The organism is Glutamicibacter protophormiae (assembly GCF_016894325.1).
Lineage (GTDB): Bacteria > Actinomycetota > Actinomycetes > Actinomycetales > Micrococcaceae > Glutamicibacter > Glutamicibacter protophormiae.
Window position 1 is genome coordinate 3,329,534 of sequence record NZ_CP069806.1, and the last position, 19,902, is coordinate 3,349,435.

Annotated in this window: 16 protein-coding genes; 9 read left to right on the forward strand and 7 right to left on the reverse strand. The window is 61.7% G+C overall.

The window, feature by feature from the left end; all coding sequences use genetic code 11:
• Positions 1–66: 66 nt before the first annotated feature.
• From JQN66_RS15610 to JQN66_RS15620, 3 genes are read right to left on the reverse strand one after another with little or no spacing between them, the layout of a single operon-like run.
• A complete protein-coding gene (locus tag JQN66_RS15610) occupies positions 67–810 on the reverse strand; it encodes a glycosyltransferase family 2 protein (RefSeq protein WP_204675843.1) in 744 nt (247 codons plus the stop codon).
• Complete coding sequence (locus tag JQN66_RS15615) at positions 803–2,176, reverse strand: bifunctional PIG-L family deacetylase/class I SAM-dependent methyltransferase (RefSeq protein WP_204675844.1); 1,374 nt, start codon at positions 2,174–2,176, stop codon at positions 803–805. Before JQN66_RS15615 ends, JQN66_RS15610 begins: the two co-directional genes overlap by 8 nt.
• Positions 2,170–3,225: an acyl-CoA dehydrogenase family protein gene (locus JQN66_RS15620; protein WP_239464047.1), complete on the reverse strand. Its 1,056-nt coding sequence runs from the start codon at positions 3,223–3,225 to the stop codon at positions 2,170–2,172. Before JQN66_RS15620 ends, JQN66_RS15615 begins: the two co-directional genes overlap by 7 nt.
• Before the next feature lie 226 nt (positions 3,226–3,451).
• Between JQN66_RS15620 and bcp the strand changes: the two genes are divergently transcribed.
• Positions 3,452–3,928 carry a thioredoxin-dependent thiol peroxidase gene (bcp, locus tag JQN66_RS15625; RefSeq protein WP_204675845.1) on the forward strand — a complete coding sequence of 159 codons (477 nt, stop codon included), beginning with the start codon at positions 3,452–3,454 and terminating at the stop codon, positions 3,926–3,928.
• A 173-nt stretch (positions 3,929–4,101) separates the two neighbouring features.
• On the forward strand, positions 4,102–5,487 hold the full coding sequence (locus JQN66_RS15630; RefSeq protein ID WP_204675846.1) for a cryptochrome/photolyase family protein: 1,386 nt from the start codon (positions 4,102–4,104) through the stop codon (positions 5,485–5,487).
• Here the strand turns inward: JQN66_RS15630 and JQN66_RS15635 are convergent.
• Positions 5,484–6,032 carry a cyclodeaminase/cyclohydrolase family protein gene (locus tag JQN66_RS15635; protein WP_239464048.1) on the reverse strand — a complete coding sequence of 183 codons (549 nt, stop codon included), beginning with the start codon at positions 6,030–6,032 and terminating at the stop codon, positions 5,484–5,486. The two genes, JQN66_RS15630 and JQN66_RS15635, sit on opposite strands and share 4 nt — an antisense overlap.
• 762 nt (positions 6,033–6,794) lie before the next feature.
• Between JQN66_RS15635 and JQN66_RS15640 the strand changes: the two genes are divergently transcribed.
• On the forward strand, positions 6,795–7,124 hold the full coding sequence (locus JQN66_RS15640; RefSeq protein WP_239464049.1) for a hypothetical protein: 330 nt from the start codon (positions 6,795–6,797) through the stop codon (positions 7,122–7,124).
• 163 nt (positions 7,125–7,287) lie between these two features.
• On the opposite strand, the gene JQN66_RS15645 is transcribed toward JQN66_RS15640, so the two are convergent.
• Positions 7,288–7,512 carry a hypothetical protein gene (locus JQN66_RS15645; RefSeq protein ID WP_204675848.1) on the reverse strand — a complete coding sequence of 75 codons (225 nt, stop codon included), beginning with the start codon at positions 7,510–7,512 and terminating at the stop codon, positions 7,288–7,290.
• 269 nt (positions 7,513–7,781) lie between these two features.
• On the opposite strand from JQN66_RS15645, the gene JQN66_RS15650 reads away from it, so the two are divergent.
• Positions 7,782–8,258, forward strand: coding sequence for a pyridoxamine 5'-phosphate oxidase family protein (locus JQN66_RS15650; RefSeq protein ID WP_204675849.1), 477 nt, complete (start codon positions 7,782–7,784; stop codon positions 8,256–8,258).
• A gap of 150 nt (positions 8,259–8,408) precedes the next feature.
• Here JQN66_RS15650 and JQN66_RS15655 read toward each other — a convergent pair whose 3' ends face one another.
• A complete protein-coding gene (locus tag JQN66_RS15655) occupies positions 8,409–9,992 on the reverse strand; it encodes a helix-turn-helix domain-containing protein (protein WP_239464050.1) in 1,584 nt (527 codons plus the stop codon).
• Positions 9,993–10,160: 168 nt separating this feature from the next.
• Here JQN66_RS15655 and JQN66_RS15660 point away from each other — a divergent pair, with 168 nt between their 5' ends.
• The 5 genes from JQN66_RS15660 to JQN66_RS15680 all read left to right on the forward strand — a co-directional run bounded on the left by JQN66_RS15660 (position 10,161) and on the right by JQN66_RS15680 (position 18,509).
• The gene (locus JQN66_RS15660) at positions 10,161–12,215 is read left to right on the forward strand and encodes a hydantoinase/oxoprolinase family protein (protein WP_204675850.1); all 2,055 of its coding nucleotides are present in this window, start codon (positions 10,161–10,163) and stop codon (positions 12,213–12,215) included.
• Between the two features lies 1 nt (position 12,216).
• Entirely contained in the window at positions 12,217–14,208 is a 1,992-nt protein-coding gene (locus JQN66_RS15665; RefSeq protein ID WP_239464051.1) for a hydantoinase B/oxoprolinase family protein, read from the forward strand.
• A gap of 283 nt (positions 14,209–14,491) precedes the next feature.
• Entirely contained in the window at positions 14,492–15,853 is a 1,362-nt protein-coding gene (locus JQN66_RS15670) for a purine-cytosine permease family protein (protein WP_204675851.1), read from the forward strand.
• Between the two features lie 208 nt (positions 15,854–16,061).
• Entirely contained in the window at positions 16,062–16,520 is a 459-nt protein-coding gene (locus JQN66_RS15675) for a very short patch repair endonuclease (RefSeq protein ID WP_338029224.1), read from the forward strand.
• A gap of 633 nt (positions 16,521–17,153) precedes the next feature.
• Positions 17,154–18,509 carry a DNA cytosine methyltransferase gene (locus tag JQN66_RS15680; RefSeq protein WP_239464052.1) on the forward strand — a complete coding sequence of 452 codons (1,356 nt, stop codon included), beginning with the start codon at positions 17,154–17,156 and terminating at the stop codon, positions 18,507–18,509.
• Between the two features lie 88 nt (positions 18,510–18,597).
• Here JQN66_RS15680 and JQN66_RS15685 read toward each other — a convergent pair whose 3' ends face one another.
• Positions 18,598–19,791, reverse strand: coding sequence for an MvaI/BcnI family restriction endonuclease (locus JQN66_RS15685; protein ID WP_204675852.1), 1,194 nt, complete (start codon positions 19,789–19,791; stop codon positions 18,598–18,600).
• Positions 19,792–19,902 lie beyond the last annotated feature (111 nt).

Here is a 19,902-nt window from a genome sequence, read left to right on the forward strand (position 1 = left end):
GCGAATCCGATGCCCTGTTCGCAACCAATGAAATCCCGGCCGTGCCGCAGCCGGCGCGGCTGGCGCTCAGCGGGCTGCCGGCGCAGTTGCCCCTTCTCCGGCGAGCGCGGAAAGATAGTCTGCGAAGCCGGAACTCAATCGGCCTTCCAAGCGCCCCGAGGTCAGTGCGTGCAATCGATCGGTAGCTTCCACCCGGTATCCGGCGTGTCGGGTTCTGTCGACAAGATCGACGTCCTCGTGCGCGGCCAATGCCTTGAATCCTCCGACCTGGAGGTAGGTCTCCGCGCAGATCCCGAGGTTCGCACCGTGGATGTGCGGGTGGTGGGGCGCCAGCAGGTACCGCTCGCTCCACCGTCGGTACAGCGGCGCAGTCAGTTCGGTGCGGTCGGGTTCCACCGTGCCGGTCACGGCATCCGCCCCCGCACGGTAGGCCGAGGCGAATTCCTCCAGCCATTGTTCCGGCACCCTGGTATCCGCGTCGGTGCAGGCGATCCAGGTGGAGGCGGGAGGACAGGAAGCCGGCAACCGCGCGAGCCCCTGCGCAACCCCGAACGCGCGGCTTCGGCCGACATTGCCGAACGGCACCTGGAGCGCTGAATAGCCCGAATGCTCGGCGCTGAAGCCGTTGGCCAGCTGGGCGGTCCGGTCGGTGCAGGCATCGATCACCACCATGACGTGCACGGTGATCTCCGGGTGGGAGGCCTGCAGCTCCGCCTTGGAACGCTCCACAGCCTGCAGGCAGCCGAGGAGGTATTCCTCTTCGTTATGGGCGGGGATCACGATGAGCATGCCCCGCAGTTTCCTATCCATGGGTTGTTCCGGGCTTGCCCAGGATTTCCAGCAGGAAGTCCCGCTCTTCGTGCATGACCACACGTTCCCAAGGGCGGCGGTGCGCAATCCGGTGCACGGTGCGGCCGTCCAGCGGCCATCCTTCAATGGGGTGGAGCCAATGGCACAGCAGCAGTTCTCCGCCGGGGGCCAGCGCGGACGCGCAGAGCCCCAGCAGCTCCTCGAGTTCGTCGGCGGCCAGGAAGTAGCCGATTTCGCTGATCACCACCAGATCCACCGTGCCCTGGCCGAGCTGCGGCCATTGCCCCGGCAGCAGGAGCTGTTCCAGCCGCACATGCTCGAAGCGCGCGGTTTCCCGTGCGGCTTGCTCCAGCGCGGTCCGGCTTGAGTCGACCGCCAGCAGGGAATCGCAGCGCTCGGCCAGCGCCGCGGTCTGGATGCCAATGGAGCATCCCAGTTCCAGCACCGTGCCATAGCGTTCCCGGGTGAGCGAGCTGAGCACGATCCGGCGTTTGCGCTCCTCGTATCCGCTGTCCCGGTAGTTCCAAGGATCGGGACGTTCGAGGTAGAGGTCCTCGAAGACCGCGGCGGACATCGCGGTGTCCTTCTCCCCCGGACGGGTCAGCCGGAAGACCTCTTGCGGTTGCAGGAAAAGTTCCATGACTTCCGCGCTGAGCATCGCCTCATCGCCGGGTCTTTCGGAGAGCGGCTGCGTCTGCGAGCGGTGTTCGGACAGGGCCGTGCGTTTGGCCGCCACGGAGGCTTCGTCCAGTTCGAGCTTTTTCCAATGCCACCAGCGCCCGTCTTCGAGCGGTGACGCCCAATGCCAGTACCAAATGGGGAATTCCAGGTGGAAGAGCGAGAGCTGGTGGGCGATGCCCGCGGCAATGAGCCCGAGGACGTCGTGGTCCCCGTGGGCATCGCCGCGGTAGGTGCTGGCCAGCACGCACCGCGACCTGCGCGCACGTTCAAGCAGGAGCTCGCGCAGTTCTTTCCGGTGCTCGGCCAATCGGCCGTCCGGCAAATGCAGCCGGTCCACCGTGATCTCGGCAGTGGTTCCGGCGTTCCGGTGCAGCTGCCGCATGGCCTGGGCGACTTCTTCCCCGCGCAGGCGGGCGAGCTGTGCGGGAGCATGGGTCGTCGAATCCGGGTGCGATGCTTCCCCGTCGGTGCACAGAACCACGTCGACCGGGATATTGCGCCGCAACGCCTCCTGCACTATTCCCGCGGCGCCGAGCGTCTCGTCATCGGGGTGGGCGGCAAGCACCAGCAGCCGTTGCGCGGAGGCGAACAGCTGGTCCAGCGGCAGGGGTTCCAAATCCCCGATGCCGCAATCATGCCAGGTTCGGGCGGAGGTTCCCTGCTGGCGATGGCTGAAAGTCACCATGGCGCGTACTCCTTGCTGTGGTTCTCCAGGACCATGCGGCCCAGCGCCGCATCATCGCGTGCCGCGTGGTGCTGGCGGATGTAGATCGACAGGTCGGCCACCCGGCGCGCGTGCTCGTCATCCATGGCCATCGGGCCGGGGCCGGTGGCGTGCCCGCTGAGTTGGATCAGGCGCTCGCAAATCCGGGAGATTTCTCCCCTGGTCTGCAGGGCCTCGCGCGGCCCCAGTTCACCTTGGTCCGCAAGCCCCGCCGCCCGGCCAAGCAGGCCGGCGCCGGAGGCCAGCAAACGGTCAGCCTCCCCCAGCCAGGCTAGGGCCAGCTGGTCCGGTTCCCGCCTGCGCGCAGAGGAGAGCAGATGGCGGAACAGCCCTACCGCGCCCCCGAACCAGCAGGCGGCAACGCCGACTCCTCCCACAGCGAATCCGGGGCGCTCAAGGTACCAGCCGGTTTCTCCGACGGGTTGAGCTGGCGTCTGCTGGCAGCGCAGCGGCCCGCTGGGCACGCCGCTCAATCCCCGGCTGACCCACTGTGCATCGACGACATCAGCGCTCGGATGCCCCAGCTCGATCATGAACAACCGCCGTCCCTGCTCCGTGTGGGCGCTGATCAAGGCATGGGTCAGCTGCCCCGCCAGGGAACACCACGGCTTGGTCCCCGTCAAGCTCCACTGTCCCGCGACCTGGCTGGCTTCCAGCCGCGCCCCGGGGCCCTCCGCGGCGAAAACACCCCAGGTCGACGCCTCAGGCCAGGGCATGGATGCCTGATGCAAAATGGCGGCGGCATCGAAGTGCGGTTCAAGGGTGCGCGCCGCCACCAGGTCCACCGCGGCAATCGAAGCGAAAAACTCCCATAGCTGCTTGGTTGAGCCCTCACCGGGAACCGGCAGTCCTTCTTCGGCCTGTTCCAGCGCGCGGAGGATCGGCCCGGGACGCCCCTTGCATTCGGCGGCTGCGCGCAGGAGGCGGGATGAATCCGGCCATTTCAGTCCACCTTGCGCCTCGCCTGATGCGGTCCCACCCTGCGGAAATACGATCAGCGACGGTTCCATAGCTACTCCTCTCCGTCTTTGCCGATCAGTGTAGGCGAGCTTCATGCGAGCTCTAATCAACCTGAAAATTCCCGCAATGCCGACACCCTGTCGCGGATTCCGCACCACGCCCTTCCCCGCTCCTGTCGAGTACGAAACAATGAAGTTCTTTCCGGACTTCCGCTAGCGGGAGCCGGATGAGGTGCATAGAATGAAAAGAAATTACCGCAATACGAAAGTAGAGATCATGACCGAACGCTCCACTCCATTGATCGTTGGCCAGAAAGCCCCTGGGTTCTCCCTGCGCAACGCCGATTCCGAGATTGTTTCGCTGTCCGATTACGCCGGCAAGAACGTCATCGTTTACTTCTACCCGAAGGCGGCGACCCCCGGCTGCACTACCGAAGCCTGCGATTTCCGAGACAATCTCAACTCCCTGCGCGCGGCAGGCTACTCGGTCCTGGGCATTTCACCGGATGAGCCGGAGGCCATCAGCCAGTTCGCCTCCGACGAGTCGCTGAACTTCCCGCTGCTCTCGGATCCCGACAATGCCGTCGCCAAGGCCTATGGATCCTTCGGCGAGAAAACCTTCGGCGAGAAGACCTTCATCGGCACCCTGCGTTCGACAGCAGTCGTGGATCCCGAGGGCCGGATCAGCCATGTCGAGTACGGCGTGGAGGCCAAGGGCCACGTGGCCCGCCTGCGCGACAAGCTGGGCGCCTGAGCCGCGCGTGGCCGAAAGGTCGGAAGGCAACTACTTGGCGAAAGCGCGGGACCGCAGGACCCCGCGCTTTCGCCTTGCGCAATATCGGCACAGCCCGAGCACGCCTAACCGAATATCCTAGCTCAGCTAAAATTTAGCTAAGCTAGAATTATTTCCACTGCAAAAGGAACCGCATGCCACGCACCTCCGATTCGCCCCAGCTGGTCTGGTTCCGCGATGACTTGCGCACCGCAGATCACCCAGCACTGACGGCCGCCCTGTCGGCAGGTCCCACCATTGCCGTCTACATTTTCGATGAGCAGTCCCCGGGACTGCGAGCGCTGGGCGGTGCCGCACGATGGTGGCTTCACCATGCATTACTCGACCTCGACGAGTCGCTCTCGAAACTGGGAGTTCCACTGATTCTGCGCAGCGGCCCGGGGGCCCCAACGGTGGCCGCCGTGGCCGAAGAAAGCAATGCCCAGGGCATCCACTGGATGCGGCGTTATGGCGAAGCCGAACGGGAGGTCGACACCCTGGCCAAGCAGAAGCTGCAGCGCGCGGGGCGCGAAGCGCACAGCTACGCCGGCGCATTGCTGCACGAGCCGTGGCAGCTGCGCACCCAAGAGGGCAATTCCTACAAGGTCTTCACGCCTTTTTACAACAAGCTGCGCGACCTCGAGCTGCGCCCGGTCTTGCCGGCCCCCGAAGCGCAGGGTGTCGTGCGCTGCGCCTTGGACAGCGAGGACTTGGAAAGCTGGAACTTGTTGCCCACCTCTCCGGACTGGTCAGGTGGATTGGCGCAGCGGTGGACGCCCGGAGAAACCGAAGCGCAGGCACGGCTCCAAGAGGTGGTGGAATCCATCGCCACCGACTACCCGGAGCATCACGACCGGCCTGATCTGGATGGAACCAGCGCCTTGTCCCCCGCCCTGCGCTGGGGACACCTGAGCCCGCATCAGGTCTGGGAAGCCTTGGGCCGGCACGCGGTTTCATCCCCGGGTGCGGCAGAGGGTGCCGCCGCGGTACAACGCCAGCTAGCCTGGCGGGATTTCTGCTGGCACCTGCTGTACCACCACCCTTCGCTGCCCACCAAGAACCTGCGTGCCGAATTCGATGGTTTCGACTGGTCGTGGCCGGAGGAAGACCCGCAAACCGCGGCGCATGTTCGCGCGTGGCAGCGTGGTGAAACCGGTTTTCGCCTAGTTGACGCGGGAATGCAGCAGCTGTGGCAGAGCGGATGGATGCACAACCGCGTGCGCATGGTGACAGCCAGCCTATTGGTCAAGAACCTCGGGGTTCATTGGAGCGTGGGAGAGCAATGGTTCTGGGACACCTTGGTGGATGCCGACCTGGCCAGCAACAGCGCCAACTGGCAGTGGGTTGCCGGCAGCGGGGCGGACGCAGCGCCGTATTTCCGCGTCTTCAACCCGGAATTGCAGGCCAAGAAATTCGATCCGCAGGGATCCTACGCGGCGCGGTTCGCACCGGTGGCTCATGAACCCATCGTCGATCTGAAGCAGTCACGCACCCAGGCGCTGGAATCCTACGACCATATGAAAGCCCGCCAGAAAGGCTAATCGCCTGAGAGGCGGTTGGCGATCCGCGTGTCGATTTCGGCCGAAAGTGCGTCAATCCGAAGCAGGGAACTATCCGCACGTTCAATGGCATCGAGCAGGTCCGCGGTTTCATCCGCGCCCTGCGCTGCGGTCCGATGCGCCCGCACGATCGACAGATCATAGCGGACGTTGGCGCGGGTACCTGAGACCGCAGCCCGCAATGCCCCGAGCGCGACAACGATGTCAGCAATCAGAGCCGGGTTTCCATGTTCTGCAAGCCAGTGGAGATCGTCAATCGCCTCGGCAGCCTTCCTGCCTATTTCGGCAGAAGACTTGGCAGCCGCCAGCGCCGCCTCGCGGATCGCCGCCGACCGAGCAGGTCCCTGCGGGGTGCTGAAAGCCTCCCCGAACGCTTTCGAACAGGCAGCGTCCTCATCAGCCAGGCGCAGCGACTGCCCGCGGAGAACTTCCGCGCGCAGCTTGAGCCGCTCCGTTTGGCCACCGCAGTCAGCGTCTTCGCTGTAGCCCGCCACCATGGAGGTCAGTGCCGCCGCCATGGACAGCATGACACCGCTTCGGCTCCTCCGCCGGGCCTCCCCGTGGCCTGCGCAAGCTTCTGCGTCCACTGCGCGACCGTCAGGCGATCCGTGGACACGTGCTCTTGGTTCTCCATGCCACCAGTGTGCGCACGATCCCACGAAGGGCGCCGCACCCTGAAGGAATGCTGGGATCCAACTAGGCTGCGACCCGATCTGCCGCCGCGCATCACCAGCCCTTGCGCCCCGAGCCCGGCCGCACCCGACCCTGTTGAGGGAGAACATGGACTTGAAACCAGAGTGACCCGGGCAACACGGAACCTCAAAGCATCCCGGGAGGCCTTGCCAGATTCGAGGTGATCAATTAGCAGCTCACCGACTCTGGAAATAAAATCACATTAGAGCGATTGACTTGGTCATTTTCAACCACCCACAAGGGCCAAAATTCTCTCAAAACATCAGTCTCACAAGGACGTTATTGGGCAGACTGCCAGCTAATCCGAATTTTTCTTCATGTTCCGGGACAACTCGATCCAAATAGGTTAGAACTCTATAGGTGACGTAAAAGCAGTGGATTTGAGATGCAGTAGTTTGAGTGCAGCGACAGACTCACGTTGAAACTGCACTGTGTTCCACAGAAGTACGGGATCACCCCCGACGGGTACGAACAAGGTGGAGGTAAGACAGATGCCAGGACGTATAGTCAGGACGAAAACGGCCGAGCGGGTCTCGGAGCTTCTAGGATCTCGCGAGGGCCGCAGGCACTTGTCGGAATTTGGATGGGTGCAAGGCATGCCCATTGTCATGACGGTGTCGACAGAATCAGTTAACGACGTGATGGGCCTGGTGAGCATGCATGGCCGTCCTGTCCTTGTCGCCATGATCGAACCCGTATCGGACGAGCTGAAGTTCCTGTACGTGGCCATGCCCAATCCGGCTCTCGAAACCGTAGCCTGCGAAAAGGACTCCGAGCTGATTTCGAACCTCTTCCAGCGAGCAGAACTGAACGGTCTAGTGACTTTCCGGTCGAAATACTGGGAGTCCAGCACAGTGACCCACCCAATCCCCACTTTCCGCGGGGCACCAGTGACACGGGTTTACGCTCAGCGATTCGGCAACTGACAATGCTTCCGCGCGGTATGTTCCCGGTGTTTGGTTGCTGGGCAGAGGCCAGTAATCGGCCGCTCAGCCGCACCAGCACTTGGGAACGTACCGGCGGGGCCATCAGCAGTCGGACATCAGCATTGCAATTCCCCGTTTCGACAAGGCCGTAACGTCTTGGCGGTTATCTCGTTTCGTCGTCACGGCCGAGATGCTGGACCATGACGATCAGCTCTTGGACCTCGTTCACGCGCCCGCCCCAGTAGGGTGCGCCAAGGCCGAAGCCATTCGCCGCTTCCTCGGCTAACCCCTGGAGATAGTTCCGATGGCTCTCCAAGGCGCTGAGAAGATCATCGAATTGGTCGTCGGAGAGAGACAGATGCAGATCTTTACGGTGTCGGGGGTTCATCACGAAGTCCTGTAAGTTCAGCGGTTGGCCATGGGTTTGACCTTACGCCGATGCGTTCTGGCGCAAGTCGGTTGCCAGGGTTTTAACCGAAAGCCACCAAATGCACCGTGCTGGATCGATGGCAGGAACCATTACTGGCCACGACCAAGCTTCTTTCCCCCACAGCAGGGAGGGTGGATCTTGAGCCCGGGACGAATCGATTCCTGAGCTGCCCGCCACCCAAAGCACGCATTCAAGACTTCCACTCAACAATTTTCTTGGAGGGATATATGAGCACCAATAACGTAGCCAAAGTCGTCAAGATCATCGAGGGCATCAAGGTGGGTATGCTGACCACCCGGTCGGGACTGAACCTGCTCAGCCGGCCGCTAACCGCGGTGCAAGTCACCGACGACGGCGACCTATGGTTCTTCATCGCTACCGAATCCGAAATCGCCCAGGAAGTCGCGAAGGATGAGAACATCAATGTCTCCTTCTCCGACAAGACTAGTTGGGTCTCGGTGCGCGGCACCGCAGAGGTCGTGCGGGATGTCGGCAAGAAGGAAGAACTGTGGAATCCAGCGGTGGAAGCCTTTGCCCGCGGCGGCGCCAAGTCGCCCAGCGTCGCGCTGCTTCACGTAAGTTCCGAATCAGCTGAATACTGGGAAAACCCGGGAGGGCCTGTCAGCTTGGCGGCCAGCTGGGTGAAGCACAAACTGACCGGGGAACAAGCCCATCCAGGCAATTCAGGGGTGGTTGACCTCTAACCTTGGCGGCTTCCACCCCATGGTGTTGTGGCTGTCCACATCGCAGATCCAGCGGTCCGGGTGATTCATCCCGGGCCGCTGCTCCGTGCAGCATGTCCCGCGGATCGCCTCCCCGGGGCAACTCGCCGCAGCTACCGCGCTCGGCCCGTTTCAGTCGGAGCCTGCACGCTGCCGATTGCGGATATCGATGATCCGCCGTTCGTAGGACAAATACAGGCCGGCCACAAGTCGCGCTTCGGCCATGTTTCCGCCCAGGAGCTCGGCGGCCTTCTTGATCCGGTAGCGCACGGTGTTCTGGTGGACGAACAGCTGGCTCGCGGTCCTGGAAATATCCTGGTCCAGCGCCAGATAGGCAACGAGCGTGTCCTCCAGCTCCGGCTCTTCGCGCAGCGGCGCAATGAAGCGCACCAGCCGCTGCCGGTCCAGCGGGCTGTCGATGCGCGCGAGCATCCAGGTGGCCGGGTCCAGGTCATCCGCCCGCAGCAGCAGGCCTTCGCCTCCCGGCTGGTGCTCGGTGTCGCGCAGCGCCACCTTCGCCGCAAGCTCCGCCCCGCGCAGCAGCTCCGGGATCCGCGACAGCGAGCCCGAGGCCTCGCCCAGCCCTACGGCAAGGTTCTCGCACTGCTCCCCAAGCCAGGCGATGCACTGGCGGGTGTCCGGGATCAGCGCGTTGAAACCCGCGCGGATGTCGTTGCTGCGCCCATTCTCCGCGAACAGCAGCGGCACCCCGGCCCGCTGTGCCGAGGCGAGAAGCATTTCCACGCGGCGCGGGCCCAGGCTGCCGTCATGCAGCACCACGGCCGCGACGCTGCGCACCGGCTGGTAGGACTCGAAGCCGAAGGGCTTGACCAGCTCCCAGTAGCGCAGTTCCCGGGAGACCTCGATGCCGTCCTGCAGGCTGGTGAGCAGCTGCGAATTCTCATGCCGGCGGCGCGAGGCGTCAAGGTGCTGCAGGCCCTTGATGGCGCCGAGCATCTTCTGCGTGGTGTCCAGCAGCACGTCCCCCACCTCTGCGAGCACCTGCTCGTTGCGGCTGGCGATGGCCAGGTGGTAGCCGCGCCCGCGCATCACGATGGTGCGGTACATGACCTGCCAGCGCCCGATGCTGATCTTCTCGTAGTGCACCCCGTGGTTGGTGATGGCCTGCAGCACCAGGTGCACCGGCCCGTCCCCGTTGGATTCCACCAGCTTGCCGGTGTCCTCGTAGAGCATCGCCGCGCCGCGGCAGTTGGCCGCAACCCGCTGGATCAGCGAGGCGATGGGCTGGTCGGAGGCGATGGAATCCAGCAGGTCGTTGGTCAGCCACATGGCCCGCTTCATGCCGTAGTCCTCGGCCACCGGTCCCAGCGCATTCACGTACTTTTCCACGTGGGTGAAGGGCACGTCCCGGGCCACCGTGAGCAGGTTGACCTCCGCGTCCCGGCAGGCCTCGACGAGCTCCTGCGGCACCTGCTCGAAGTAGATCCCCAGCCCGAAGCACAGCGCGGAGACCCGCGCACGGCGCACCGCCGCGGCCAGATCCGCGACCACCTGGTCGCGGCCCTGCTCGGCCTCCAGGCGCAGTCCGGTGGTGAGCATGATGTTCCCCGGATCGAACCAGCGCCCCGGCTCGTGGATCTCGCTGGTGTGCGCGCCGCTGACCTCGATCTCAGGCTGCGGGAGCACCACCGCTTGCAGCCCCAGCGACCTGACATCCAGCAATTCCTGCACCGTCAGGGGTTCGCGCTCGCCCACCGCACCAACTTTCTCGTCGTTCAGACTCTTCGGATTCCCGGCGCTCCGGGGCTGTTGTAGAAATTACAATCTACGCGTGCCGAGCTTTGAATTCCACCAATGACAGAGATGCCCGTCACACCCCACAGTGGATAGCACACGTTCCAAGCGTCACCCAGAGGAGAGATCATGGCCAACCTAAGAGTCGCCGTAGATGTTGGAGGAACCTTCACCGACGTCTGCATCTTTGATGATGAAACCCAGAGCATGCGCGTCACCAAGGTTCCCTCCACCCCGCATGATCCGATGGAAGCGGTGATGAGCGGCGTGCGCCGCGCCGAGGTCAACCTGGCCGACGTCTCGCTGTTCTCGCACGGCACCACGGTCGCCACCAACGCGCTGATCACCCGCCGCTTCCCGAAGGCCGCCATGGTCACCACCCGCGGCTTCCGCGACGCCATTGAAATCGGCGACGGCACCAAGGACGACCTGTGGGACGCCTACCACGACGTCACCGGCCCGTACATCCGCCGCCGCGACCGCTTCGAGATCACCGAGCGCACCGACTACGCCGGCAATGTCCTGACCGAACTGGATGAAACCGAGGCCCGCCAGCTGGCCGCCCTGCTGCGCAAGCGCGGGGTCACCACCGTGGCGGTCTGCTTCCTGAACTCCTACGCCAACCCGGCCAACGAAATCCGCATGCGCGAGATCCTCGAAGAGGAGCTCCCGGACACCGCGGTCTCCGCCTCCGCGGAGATCCTCCCGGAGATCTTCGAGCACGACCGCTTCAACACCACCGTCTCCAACGCCGTGCTGGCCCCGCTGGTCACCGGCTACGTGGACCGCCTGGCCACCGAGCTGAAGGCCGGCGGCTACCAGGGCGACCTGCTGCTGCTGCACTCCGGCGGCGGCTCCATGACCCCGCGCATGGTCAAGCGCTACCCGGTCCGCCTGGCGGCCTCCGGCATCGCGGCCGGCGCCATCGCCGCCAAGCACGTCGCGGCCCAGTGCGGCTTCGAGAACGCGGTGGGCCTGGACATGGGCGGCACCTCCACCGACATCTGCCTGGTCTCCGGCGGCGAGCTGCGCATCACCAAGGAATGGCAGGTCGAATACGGCCACCCGATCGTTTTCCCGTCCATCGAGGTGCTGACCATCGGCGCCGGCGGCGGCTCGCTGGCCCACCTGGACATCGCCGGCTCGCTGCGCAACGGCCCGCAGTCCGCGGGCGCCGCCCCGGGCCCGGCCTGCTACAACACCGGCGGCGAGGCGCCGACCAACTGCGACGCCAACGTGGCGATGAACCGCCTGGGCACCACCCTGGCCGGCGGCGCCCGCGAGCTGGACCGCTCGCTGTCGCTGGAAGCCATCGACCGGGTCATCGGCAAGCCGCTGGAGATGAGCACCGCGCAGGCCGCGCACGCCATCGTCCAGGTCGCCAACGCCAACATGGCCGACGCGGTCCGTCTGGTCTCCATCCGCCGCGGCTACGACCCGCGCGACTTCGCCCTGATCGCCTTCGGCGGCGCCGGCGCGCTGCACGGCGCGGAGGTGGCCCGCGAGCTGTCCATCCCGACCGTTGTGGTCCCGGCCAACCCAGGTGTCACCTCGGCGCTGGGCTGCCTGCTGGTGGACATCCGCCACGACCTGTCGCTGATGTTCAACGCCCCGGCCAACCAGGTCGACCCGAAGGACGTGGAAGCCGAGTTCGCCGCCCTGGAGAAGGAAGCCTCCGCCCGACTGCGCCACGAGGGCGTGGCGGACGAAGACGCCCTGCTGCAGCGCGAGATCTCCATGCGCTACGCCGGCCAGTGGCGTTCGCTCGCGGTGCCGATGGGCCAGGGCCCCGGCGCCCTGGCTCAGGCGGTGGAGACCTTCCACCAGCAGCATGAGAAGGAATTCGCCTTCAGCCAGGAAGACCAGCCGGTGGAGATCTACCAGCTGGGCCTGAGCGCCATCGGCAAGACCCCCAAGCCGGGCTTCGTGCCGGCCACCGAGCTGAACGCGGATCCGGGCGCACCGGCCTCGCGCCGCGAGGTGTACTTCGGCGCCGAGGGCTGGGTGGACACCCCGGTCTACGAGCGTAGCCTGCTTCCCGCCGGCGCCACCTTCCTGGGCCCGGCCATCATCGACCAGCTCGACTCCACCACCGTGGTTCCGCCGAACACCACCGCGGAAATCGACGGCTGGGGCAACATCCGCATCCACCTGCACAACCTAGAGAATTCTTCGGAGGGTTAAAGTGACTCAGATAATCCAGACCCCAGATGTCCGCAGCACCGGTCCGGCGCTGGACCCGGTCACCTTCGAGGTGCTGAAGAACGCGTTCGCCACCTCCGTGGACCTGATGAGCGAACAGATCCTGCGCACCTGCTACTCGTTCGTGATCTACTCCCGCGACTTCTCCTCCGCACTGTGCGACGCGCAGGGCAACACGGTGATGCAGGGTTCGGGCGACATCGCGGTGCACGTGGGCACCTTGCACTTCCAGTGCAAGGCGGTGCTGGAGCAGTTCGGCACCGACATCCACGACGGGGACGTCTTCGCGATCAACGACCCGTACCGCGGCGGCACCCACTTCAACGACGTGTCCTTCATCCGCCCGATCTTCTCCCAGGGGGAAATCATCGGCTTCGCCCAGAACAAGGGGCACTGGGCTGATATCGGCGGCAACGTGCCCGGTTCCTTCGACGTGAACGCCAAGGAGCACTTCGGCGAGGGCCTGCGCATCACCCCGGTGCGCGTCTACTCCAAGCACGTGTTCCTGCACGACGTGGCGCAGCTGCTGGTCTCCAACACCCGCGCCCCGGAACAGGCCATGGGAGACCTGCACGCGCAGTCGGAGGCCACCGCGGTCTGCGAGCGCGAGATCCTGCGCTTGGTGGAGAAGTACGGCAAGGACACCGTGGTCACCGCGATGCAGGAAACCCAGGACTACGTGGAGCGCATCGTGCTTCGCCAGCTGGAGGACCTGCCGCGCGGCACCTGGGAGACCACCGACTACCTGGACGTGGACCCGGGCAAGGGCGAAGGCCTGGTGCCCATCAAGATCAAGCTGACCCTGGACGGCACGGGCATCCACTACGACCTGTCCGAATCCGCCCCGGCGGTGGCGACCTTCCTGAACTCCGGCTACGGCACCAGCCACTCGGCCATCTACGCGGGAACCAAGACCTTCTTCCCCGAGGTGCCGCTGAACTCCGGCTTCTACGCCGCGGTGCAGGCGGAGATCGGCGAGGAGGGCTCGGTGGTGAACGCCGGCTGGCCGCACGCGGTGACCGGCTTCTGCTCCGGCCCGTACGAGAAGATCATGAACGGCATCTTCGAGCTGTGGAGCCAGATCATGCCGGAGCGCGCCATGGCCTGCGCGTTCAACCTGGAGTACCTGCTGGTGGGCGGCCGCGATGCCCGCACCAGCGATGACAACTACTTCATGTGGTACGACTGGATGGCCGGCGGCTGGGGCGGACGCTCCTCCAAGGACGGCTCGTCCGCCACCGCGCCGGTCTTCGGCCCGGGCCTGGCGGTGCAGCCGGTGGAAGGCCAGGAGCGCCTGTCCCCCGTGCTGACCACCAAGCACGAGATCGCCATCGACTCGGCCGGACCGGGACGCTTCCGCGGCGGACTGGGCATCGAAAAGGGCGGCATGCTCACCGATGCGCACTCCACCGTCATGAGCTACTGCTGCGACCGCTCGCGCTCCATCACCTGGGGCATCGAGGGCGGCCTGCCTTCCATCCCGCACGGCGTGTGGCTGAACCAGGGCACCGAGGACGAGCGCTTCCTGGGCTCCATCTTCTCCTCGGTCCCGATCCAGCCAGGGGACGTGTTCACCCGCCCGTCCGCCGGCGGCGGCGGCTTCGGCGACCCGCTGGAGCGCACCCCGGAGGAAGTGCTGGAGGACATCATTGACGGCTATGTCTCCATCGACCGCGCCGCGGCCGACTACGGCGTGGTCATCGAGGAAGTGGACGCAGAGTTGGATGACTACCGCGTCCTGGCCGAGGACACCGAGGCGCTGCGCACCCAGATCCGCGCCAGCCGCCGCGGCTGGCTGGAAGAGGACGCCGAAGCGGTGGCCGCCCGCTACCGCGAAGGCACCGTGGACATGCTGGATGTCATCCGCCGCCACGGCGTGATCCTGCACTGGGGCACCGGCGAACTGCTGGAGAACTCCACCACCGAGTACCGCCAGCTGATGCAGCGCCGCTCGGCCGCCCACTGGGACGCCTAGCCCCCACTGAATCCGCAACATTGCACCACCCATTGCACCATTAGGTGCAGCCGAGGCGGTGCGGGGAAGATCCCACGAAGATCATTCCCCGCACCGCCTCAAACACCCGCCGACACTCGCGGCACACCGTTCGACACGCTTCACCCGGCCACCCCGCCCGGACATTCTTGGTTCCCCGCGGCACCGGCAGTTCTTCCTTGCATCACCCACATCAGGCCCAGGCCATACCCGCGCACTCGCTTCGGGATGTGATGGCTCGCGCCATATTCAAAGGAGAAGTTCCATGTCAACAAACTCGTCCACCGATCTGCCCGAGGTGGAGCAGCCCACCGGGGAGAAGATGAGCGCAGGCTCGCTGTCCATGGCCTGGTACGGCCTGGTATCGGCCATGTTCTTCATCTACATCGGGGCATCGCTCGCCCAGGCCTACGGCACCATCGATACCCTCATCGGCCTGGCCATCACCATTGTCATCTACGGCGCCATCAACCGGATCCTGGCCGGCTACGCGCTGCGCAGCGGGCTGACCGTCGCGCAGTTCTCCCGCACGCTGCTGGGCCGCAAGGGCGCGGTCCTGGCCACCCTGATCTTCGCTGCCACCGCCATCTACTATGCGGTCTTCGAAGGAGCCATCCTGGGTTACGCCTTCCAGGCGCAGTTCGGCGGACCGATCCAGCTCTGGTACGCGCTGGTGGTGCTCTACACGCTCCCGCTGATTGCCGGAGGCATTCAGCGCTGGCTGGACAAGATCAACGGCTGGCTGCTGCCGATCTATTGGGGCGGCCTGCTCACCGCGGTCATCTGGGCATCCATCGCCCACCCGGGCGGCAGCTCCTGGCTGACTCACTCCACCGGTCCCCTGCCCTTCACCGCCGGCGGCCCCGGCTGGCTGGCCACCTGCGCGGCGTTCATGGGCGTGTGGATCCTGATGATGTACACCGTGGACTTCGCCTCGCTGGGACGCGCCAAGGACGTCAAGGTCCACCAGCGATACACCTTCGGCTGGCTCTTCTACACCCTGGCCTTCGGCGCCAACTCGCTGATCGGCATCTACCTGACCTTCACCATCCCAGGTGCAGAAGCCACCGAGACCGGAGTCGCCGGCGCACTGGTGCAGCTCATGGGACCGCTGGGCCTGCTGGTCATCTTCGTTTCCCAGACTCGCATCAACACCGCGAACTACGCCCTGGGCATCTCCAACCTGAAGGAATTCGGCTCCCGGGCGCTGGGCCTGAAGCTGCCAAGCCTGGCGTGGGTATTCATCGGCGCGGTCATCATCTACCTGCTCATGCTGCTGCCAGTCGTCCAGTACCTGTTGTTGGCACTGTCCTGGCAGGGTGCGCTGGTCACCGGCTGGGTCGCCATCGCCCTGGTGCACATCCGCTACGAGAAGAAGTTCTCGCTCCAGCCGGACAGCCCGAGCCTGCCCGACCGCGCATTCCCGGCATTCAACGCCGCAGGCGTCAGCGCCTGGGTCATCTCCGCAGCGGTAGGCATCGCCATGGTCCAGTCGGGCAGCGCATGGGGCGCAAACCTCGGCGTCTTCATCACCCCGGTCCTGGCCTCCACCATTTACGCGATCTGGACCCCGGGCGCGCGCGCCAAACGGCACCATGATGCGATGACTTCGCTCGATCGGGCCTAACTCGTGCAGGTCGATAACCGTGTGCCTTAGATTACCTCGGGCCTTACCACAGGCAATTCAACGCTGTTGGTAAGGCCCGTATCACCTTAGTCGCCACTCGCGTCAGCCCCAACGTCCCAATATCCGCAAAGTGACTGTTGCCAGAGTGATCAATTATTGCGCACAATGGATCATGGACATCATGTCTGCTGCACAACGCTCGAAGCTTATGTCGCGGATTCCCAGCAAGAACACCCAGCCGGAACTTGCTTTGCGACGACTGTTGCATGCTTCGGGCTATAGATTCAGATTGCATGGAGCCTTGCCAACCAAGATGTTAGCTACGCTCAAACAAGAACACCAAAAAATCCATATACGCGGAGGCCGGTTGCCTGGCTCTCCAGATCTGGTCTTCAGTGCCAGACACAAAGTGATCTTCATGAATGGCTGTTTCTGGCATGGGCACGATTGTCTTGTGGGCCGACATCGGCCATCATCGAATACGGAATACTGGAGTCCGAAATTAGATTCTAACATTGTCAGAGATCAGCGTATTCGACAAGAACTGACAATTCTTGGCTGGGAATCACTGACAATTTGGGAGTGCCAGCTGAAATCACTGGACGACGTTCTGTGCAGAGCAAAAAAATTCCTCGGTCCACCACGCGTTTCGCAGTATGTTAAATAAACGTTTTTGATAATCCTGCTATGGATGTTCATCGGTAGATTCATCGTCTACTCGCTCATTGTGCGATCGCTGTCCAGAGTGGGCACAACGGTCGAAGACTGGGCAGCCAATGTCTAGGCGGACATCCCCGATGAAAAGTAGTTCTCACTCTCCGGGGACAGTCAGGGCCCGCTTCAGCTAATACCTCAGACGTCCAGGAGAGCGTTTCCGCGCGCGTATCCAAACCGTAGTAGACGGCGTTGCCATGGATCACGCGAGCAACACTTTGGCCCAAATCTAACACTCGTATCTCGAAACTTACCACCGCAATCCACGTGATCTAGAATCCATGCGCCCGAATCCAAAGTCAGCACGATTACCTGTCCTCAGCAATACAGCTGCAGGAACTACACGAACCGGAAATTCGCTGTGCCGAAAATCTCGCTCTTCCAATACGGCTCAAGACACCACATGGTTTACTAGCCGAATCGGAGCGACAGCCACGGACACGTAAGCCTGACAAGGGATCCAAAGGCGAAGCAACGCTCACAAGGTTGCCTGCCATTGTCAAAATTTACAGATCTCAGGCGCTTCAATGTGTTGTTCTGAACACGGTTGAACCATACTGTCCGTTGTTTGAGGGAGAATAGAAGAGTGTTGAAATACGTTGATCTGTTTTCCGGATGCGGCGGGCTGTCTCTTGGTATCGAAGAGGCAGGCGTCAAACTCATTGCCGCCGTTGAAAAGTCCGATATGGCCGCAAGGACTTTCTTCCACAATTTTGTAGATGATGCGAGTGACCCGCTCGCATGGTCGAAGTATGTAGATCTCAGCGTTTCTGAGCAGATCGATAGCAGAGTCATCGTCAACGAGCTGGGCAACGTACTTGCCGACAAGGAAGCGATGGACAAGCTGAGTCTTGAGAATCTGGACATAGTAGTTGGCGGACCCCCTTGCCAAGGATTTTCACTCGCAGGACGACGAGACCCCTCAGATGCTCGAAATTTACTTCCGTGGCAGTACCTGGAGTTCGTCGCCTACACAAATCCTAAAGCGGTTGTAATCGAAAATGTAGTTGGGATGAACCAGCGATTCGATACAGAAACTGAATCCGCATTCAGCCAGCTTCGAATTGCGCTCAGTGAAACCGGTGAGGGATACGTAGTCCAAGAAGTCCTGGTAAATGCCATGCACTACGGCGCACCGCAACATCGCCCGCGACTCATGCTGATTGCGCTGCGCAGAGACATTGCCACCGCCAAATCTGTAACTGCCTCCGACGGTATCTGGAAGTCTGGATTTACGGATGAAGTCACTCAGATTCCACGATTGGCTCCCTCGCCAGTCGTGTCACGTTCCGAACTCCAGACAGTAAAGTCAGCTGTTTCGGATCTCAAAATGAATGATTCCCAGCGCGCAAATTCATATGTAAAAAATCTCAACGAGAAGTTCTCAAGTACTACTCGAAAAAACATTCAAAATCAAAAACTAAATCACGTCGAACGCAAACACACCGAAAGAACGGTTCAAAGATTCAGGCTTTATCAGTACCTTGCAGAAAATGACATCAAGAGAAGCGTTATTTCAATAGCCAACGGCGACTCGACATCAATCAGAAAGATTATTGGGGAGCAGCTCCGCAACGCTAAGTATCCTGCTGTGGCTCCAGATGGAACAATCCTCGCCAAAACACAAAACGAACTTGTTGACCTCATAATAGACTTGAGGACGAAAAAACACTCCCAAAAAGTCCTTGCGTGGAACGAACCTGCACGGACCGTCGTGACTCTGCCAGATGACTATGTCCACCCTTCAGAGCCCCGGATCTTCACAGTCCGCGAGATGGCAAGGTTCCAAGGATTCCCGGACTCGTTCGAGTTCCTAGGAAAAGAAACAACCGGTGCCCAGCGACGTAAATTTGAGGTCCCTCAATATTCTCAAGTTGGCAACGCCGTCTCACCATGGCTCTCAGCGGCCGTAGGTAAGATGCTCACGTCGATACTAAATTAACTAATTTCCAAATGTTCGTAAACTCTCTCCATGATTCAAAGGAAAACCATGGAGAGAGTCTACGCATTTATACGGATTCTAAGTAAATTTAGTCAAAAACTAGATCAAATTTCAGTTGCTCCGGGAAAAGACGCCCAAAAGACTGAGGCCTGATCTTGAAAAGCGGGCCCTGCTCAGAAACTTTACCGTTCTTTCGAGAAATTAAATGGTCCATGTAGACCATACGGTCTTTTAGCATTGGGATAAATTGGTCAAGCACGGGTTCCGAAGTGTACTGGGCCTCCACAAATTTAATTTGCTCACGCCCGTGCTCTTTTCGGGAGATTCCCTGCACCCACATCGTACGCTTATGCTTTTCACGGAGCTTCTCAAGCAATCCATCGATGGGCCAGATAGCAACTACGGGTACATTTGGGTCATTTGAAACCTCTTTCAGAAATCCCAGATCATGATCGATTTCAAATCCAAGTCCTTGAGTATTAAAACGATCATACTCGACTGAACAGTTTAGGCTCCGTACGGCTTTCCCTTTAGAATCAATTCGTTCGTAACCGAACTTGTCGAGAATTTCTGCAGAGCTCTTAAGTTGGCTAATTTTCCAATCTGCCACGCGTGCGAAGAGTGTCTTTCCACGCGATACCTTGGTACGCGTCGCCTTTAGCTCGATCGCATTCCCGAAATCAGGCGCTTGAGCCGAGTTAGCTTCTATTCCCAGTTCAGTTTCAAGCAAGTGCCCAATTCCAGTCGGTCCGTCACGATAAACATCGATGAAGCCACGAGACGAAATGTCTCGAAGCCGTTCAACGAGGTCATCTCGAATCGCATCGAGCGCCAGTGCAGCCTGAAAAACCCTCTCCCCGCTCAGGCTTAGCGTCTTCAGCTGATCAAGGTTCAGATTCGACAAATTGAGGATCAGCAGTATTGAACCAGCATTAACGAACATTAGAATATCGTCTGGCTTGCAGTGATTTGCAATTCCATAGATATGAAACCTAGGATCACCGGATTTGGTCGGCGGTCGATACATGGACATACTCGTCTTCTGCAAATTCATATCTGGGAGAACCAAATAGACTTCTGAAATCACTTTATGAGCTTCGCCCTGAGATTGCTTCCGATAATCATGCAAGCCCATCTCTAGAAAAAGCTCACGCACTTGAAAGGTCGCATCCGAAATCGACTTGCCAAGCATTGTCGATGTCATGTGCACCAGGGCATAAGGCTTTTCGGCATCACGAGCTAGAGCAACGAATTCAACCTCGCGCTCAGTCAACGTACGCATTTATATATTTTCCTTAGTCTCTAACCGCTGAGAACGCTCTTCTCAAAAACTAGAATACCAATTCACCAAGTCAAGCACGTAAATCCCAGTCCAGAGTGTACGTTGAATTGT

Bases quoted from the DNA above. Each gene is read 5' to 3' on its own strand.
- JQN66_RS15635 (WP_239464048.1), bottom strand. From the start codon at position 6,032: ATGCTGTCCATGGCGGCGGCACTGACCTCCATGGTGGCGGGCTACAGC.
- JQN66_RS15640 (WP_239464049.1), top strand. From the start codon at position 6,795: ATGCCCATTGTCATGACGGTGTCGACAGAATCAGTTAACGACGTGATG.
- JQN66_RS15685 (WP_204675852.1), bottom strand. From the start codon at position 19,791: ATGCGTACGTTGACTGAGCGCGAGGTTGAATTCGTTGCTCTAGCTCGT.
- JQN66_RS15620 (WP_239464047.1), bottom strand. From the start codon at position 3,225: ATGGAACCGTCGCTGATCGTATTTCCGCAGGGTGGGACCGCATCAGGC.
- JQN66_RS15610 (WP_204675843.1), bottom strand. From the start codon at position 810: ATGGATAGGAAACTGCGGGGCATGCTCATCGTGATCCCCGCCCATAAC.
- bcp (WP_204675845.1), top strand. From the start codon at position 3,452: ATGACCGAACGCTCCACTCCATTGATCGTTGGCCAGAAAGCCCCTGGG.
- JQN66_RS15630 (WP_204675846.1), top strand. From the start codon at position 4,102: ATGCCACGCACCTCCGATTCGCCCCAGCTGGTCTGGTTCCGCGATGAC.
- JQN66_RS15675 (WP_338029224.1), top strand. From the start codon at position 16,062: ATGTCGCGGATTCCCAGCAAGAACACCCAGCCGGAACTTGCTTTGCGA.
- JQN66_RS15615 (WP_204675844.1), bottom strand. From the start codon at position 2,176: ATGGTGACTTTCAGCCATCGCCAGCAGGGAACCTCCGCCCGAACCTGG.
- JQN66_RS15660 (WP_204675850.1), top strand. From the start codon at position 10,161: ATGGCCAACCTAAGAGTCGCCGTAGATGTTGGAGGAACCTTCACCGAC.
- JQN66_RS15645 (WP_204675848.1), bottom strand. From the start codon at position 7,512: ATGAACCCCCGACACCGTAAAGATCTGCATCTGTCTCTCTCCGACGAC.
- JQN66_RS15670 (WP_204675851.1), top strand. From the start codon at position 14,492: ATGTCAACAAACTCGTCCACCGATCTGCCCGAGGTGGAGCAGCCCACC.
- JQN66_RS15650 (WP_204675849.1), top strand. From the start codon at position 7,782: ATGAGCACCAATAACGTAGCCAAAGTCGTCAAGATCATCGAGGGCATC.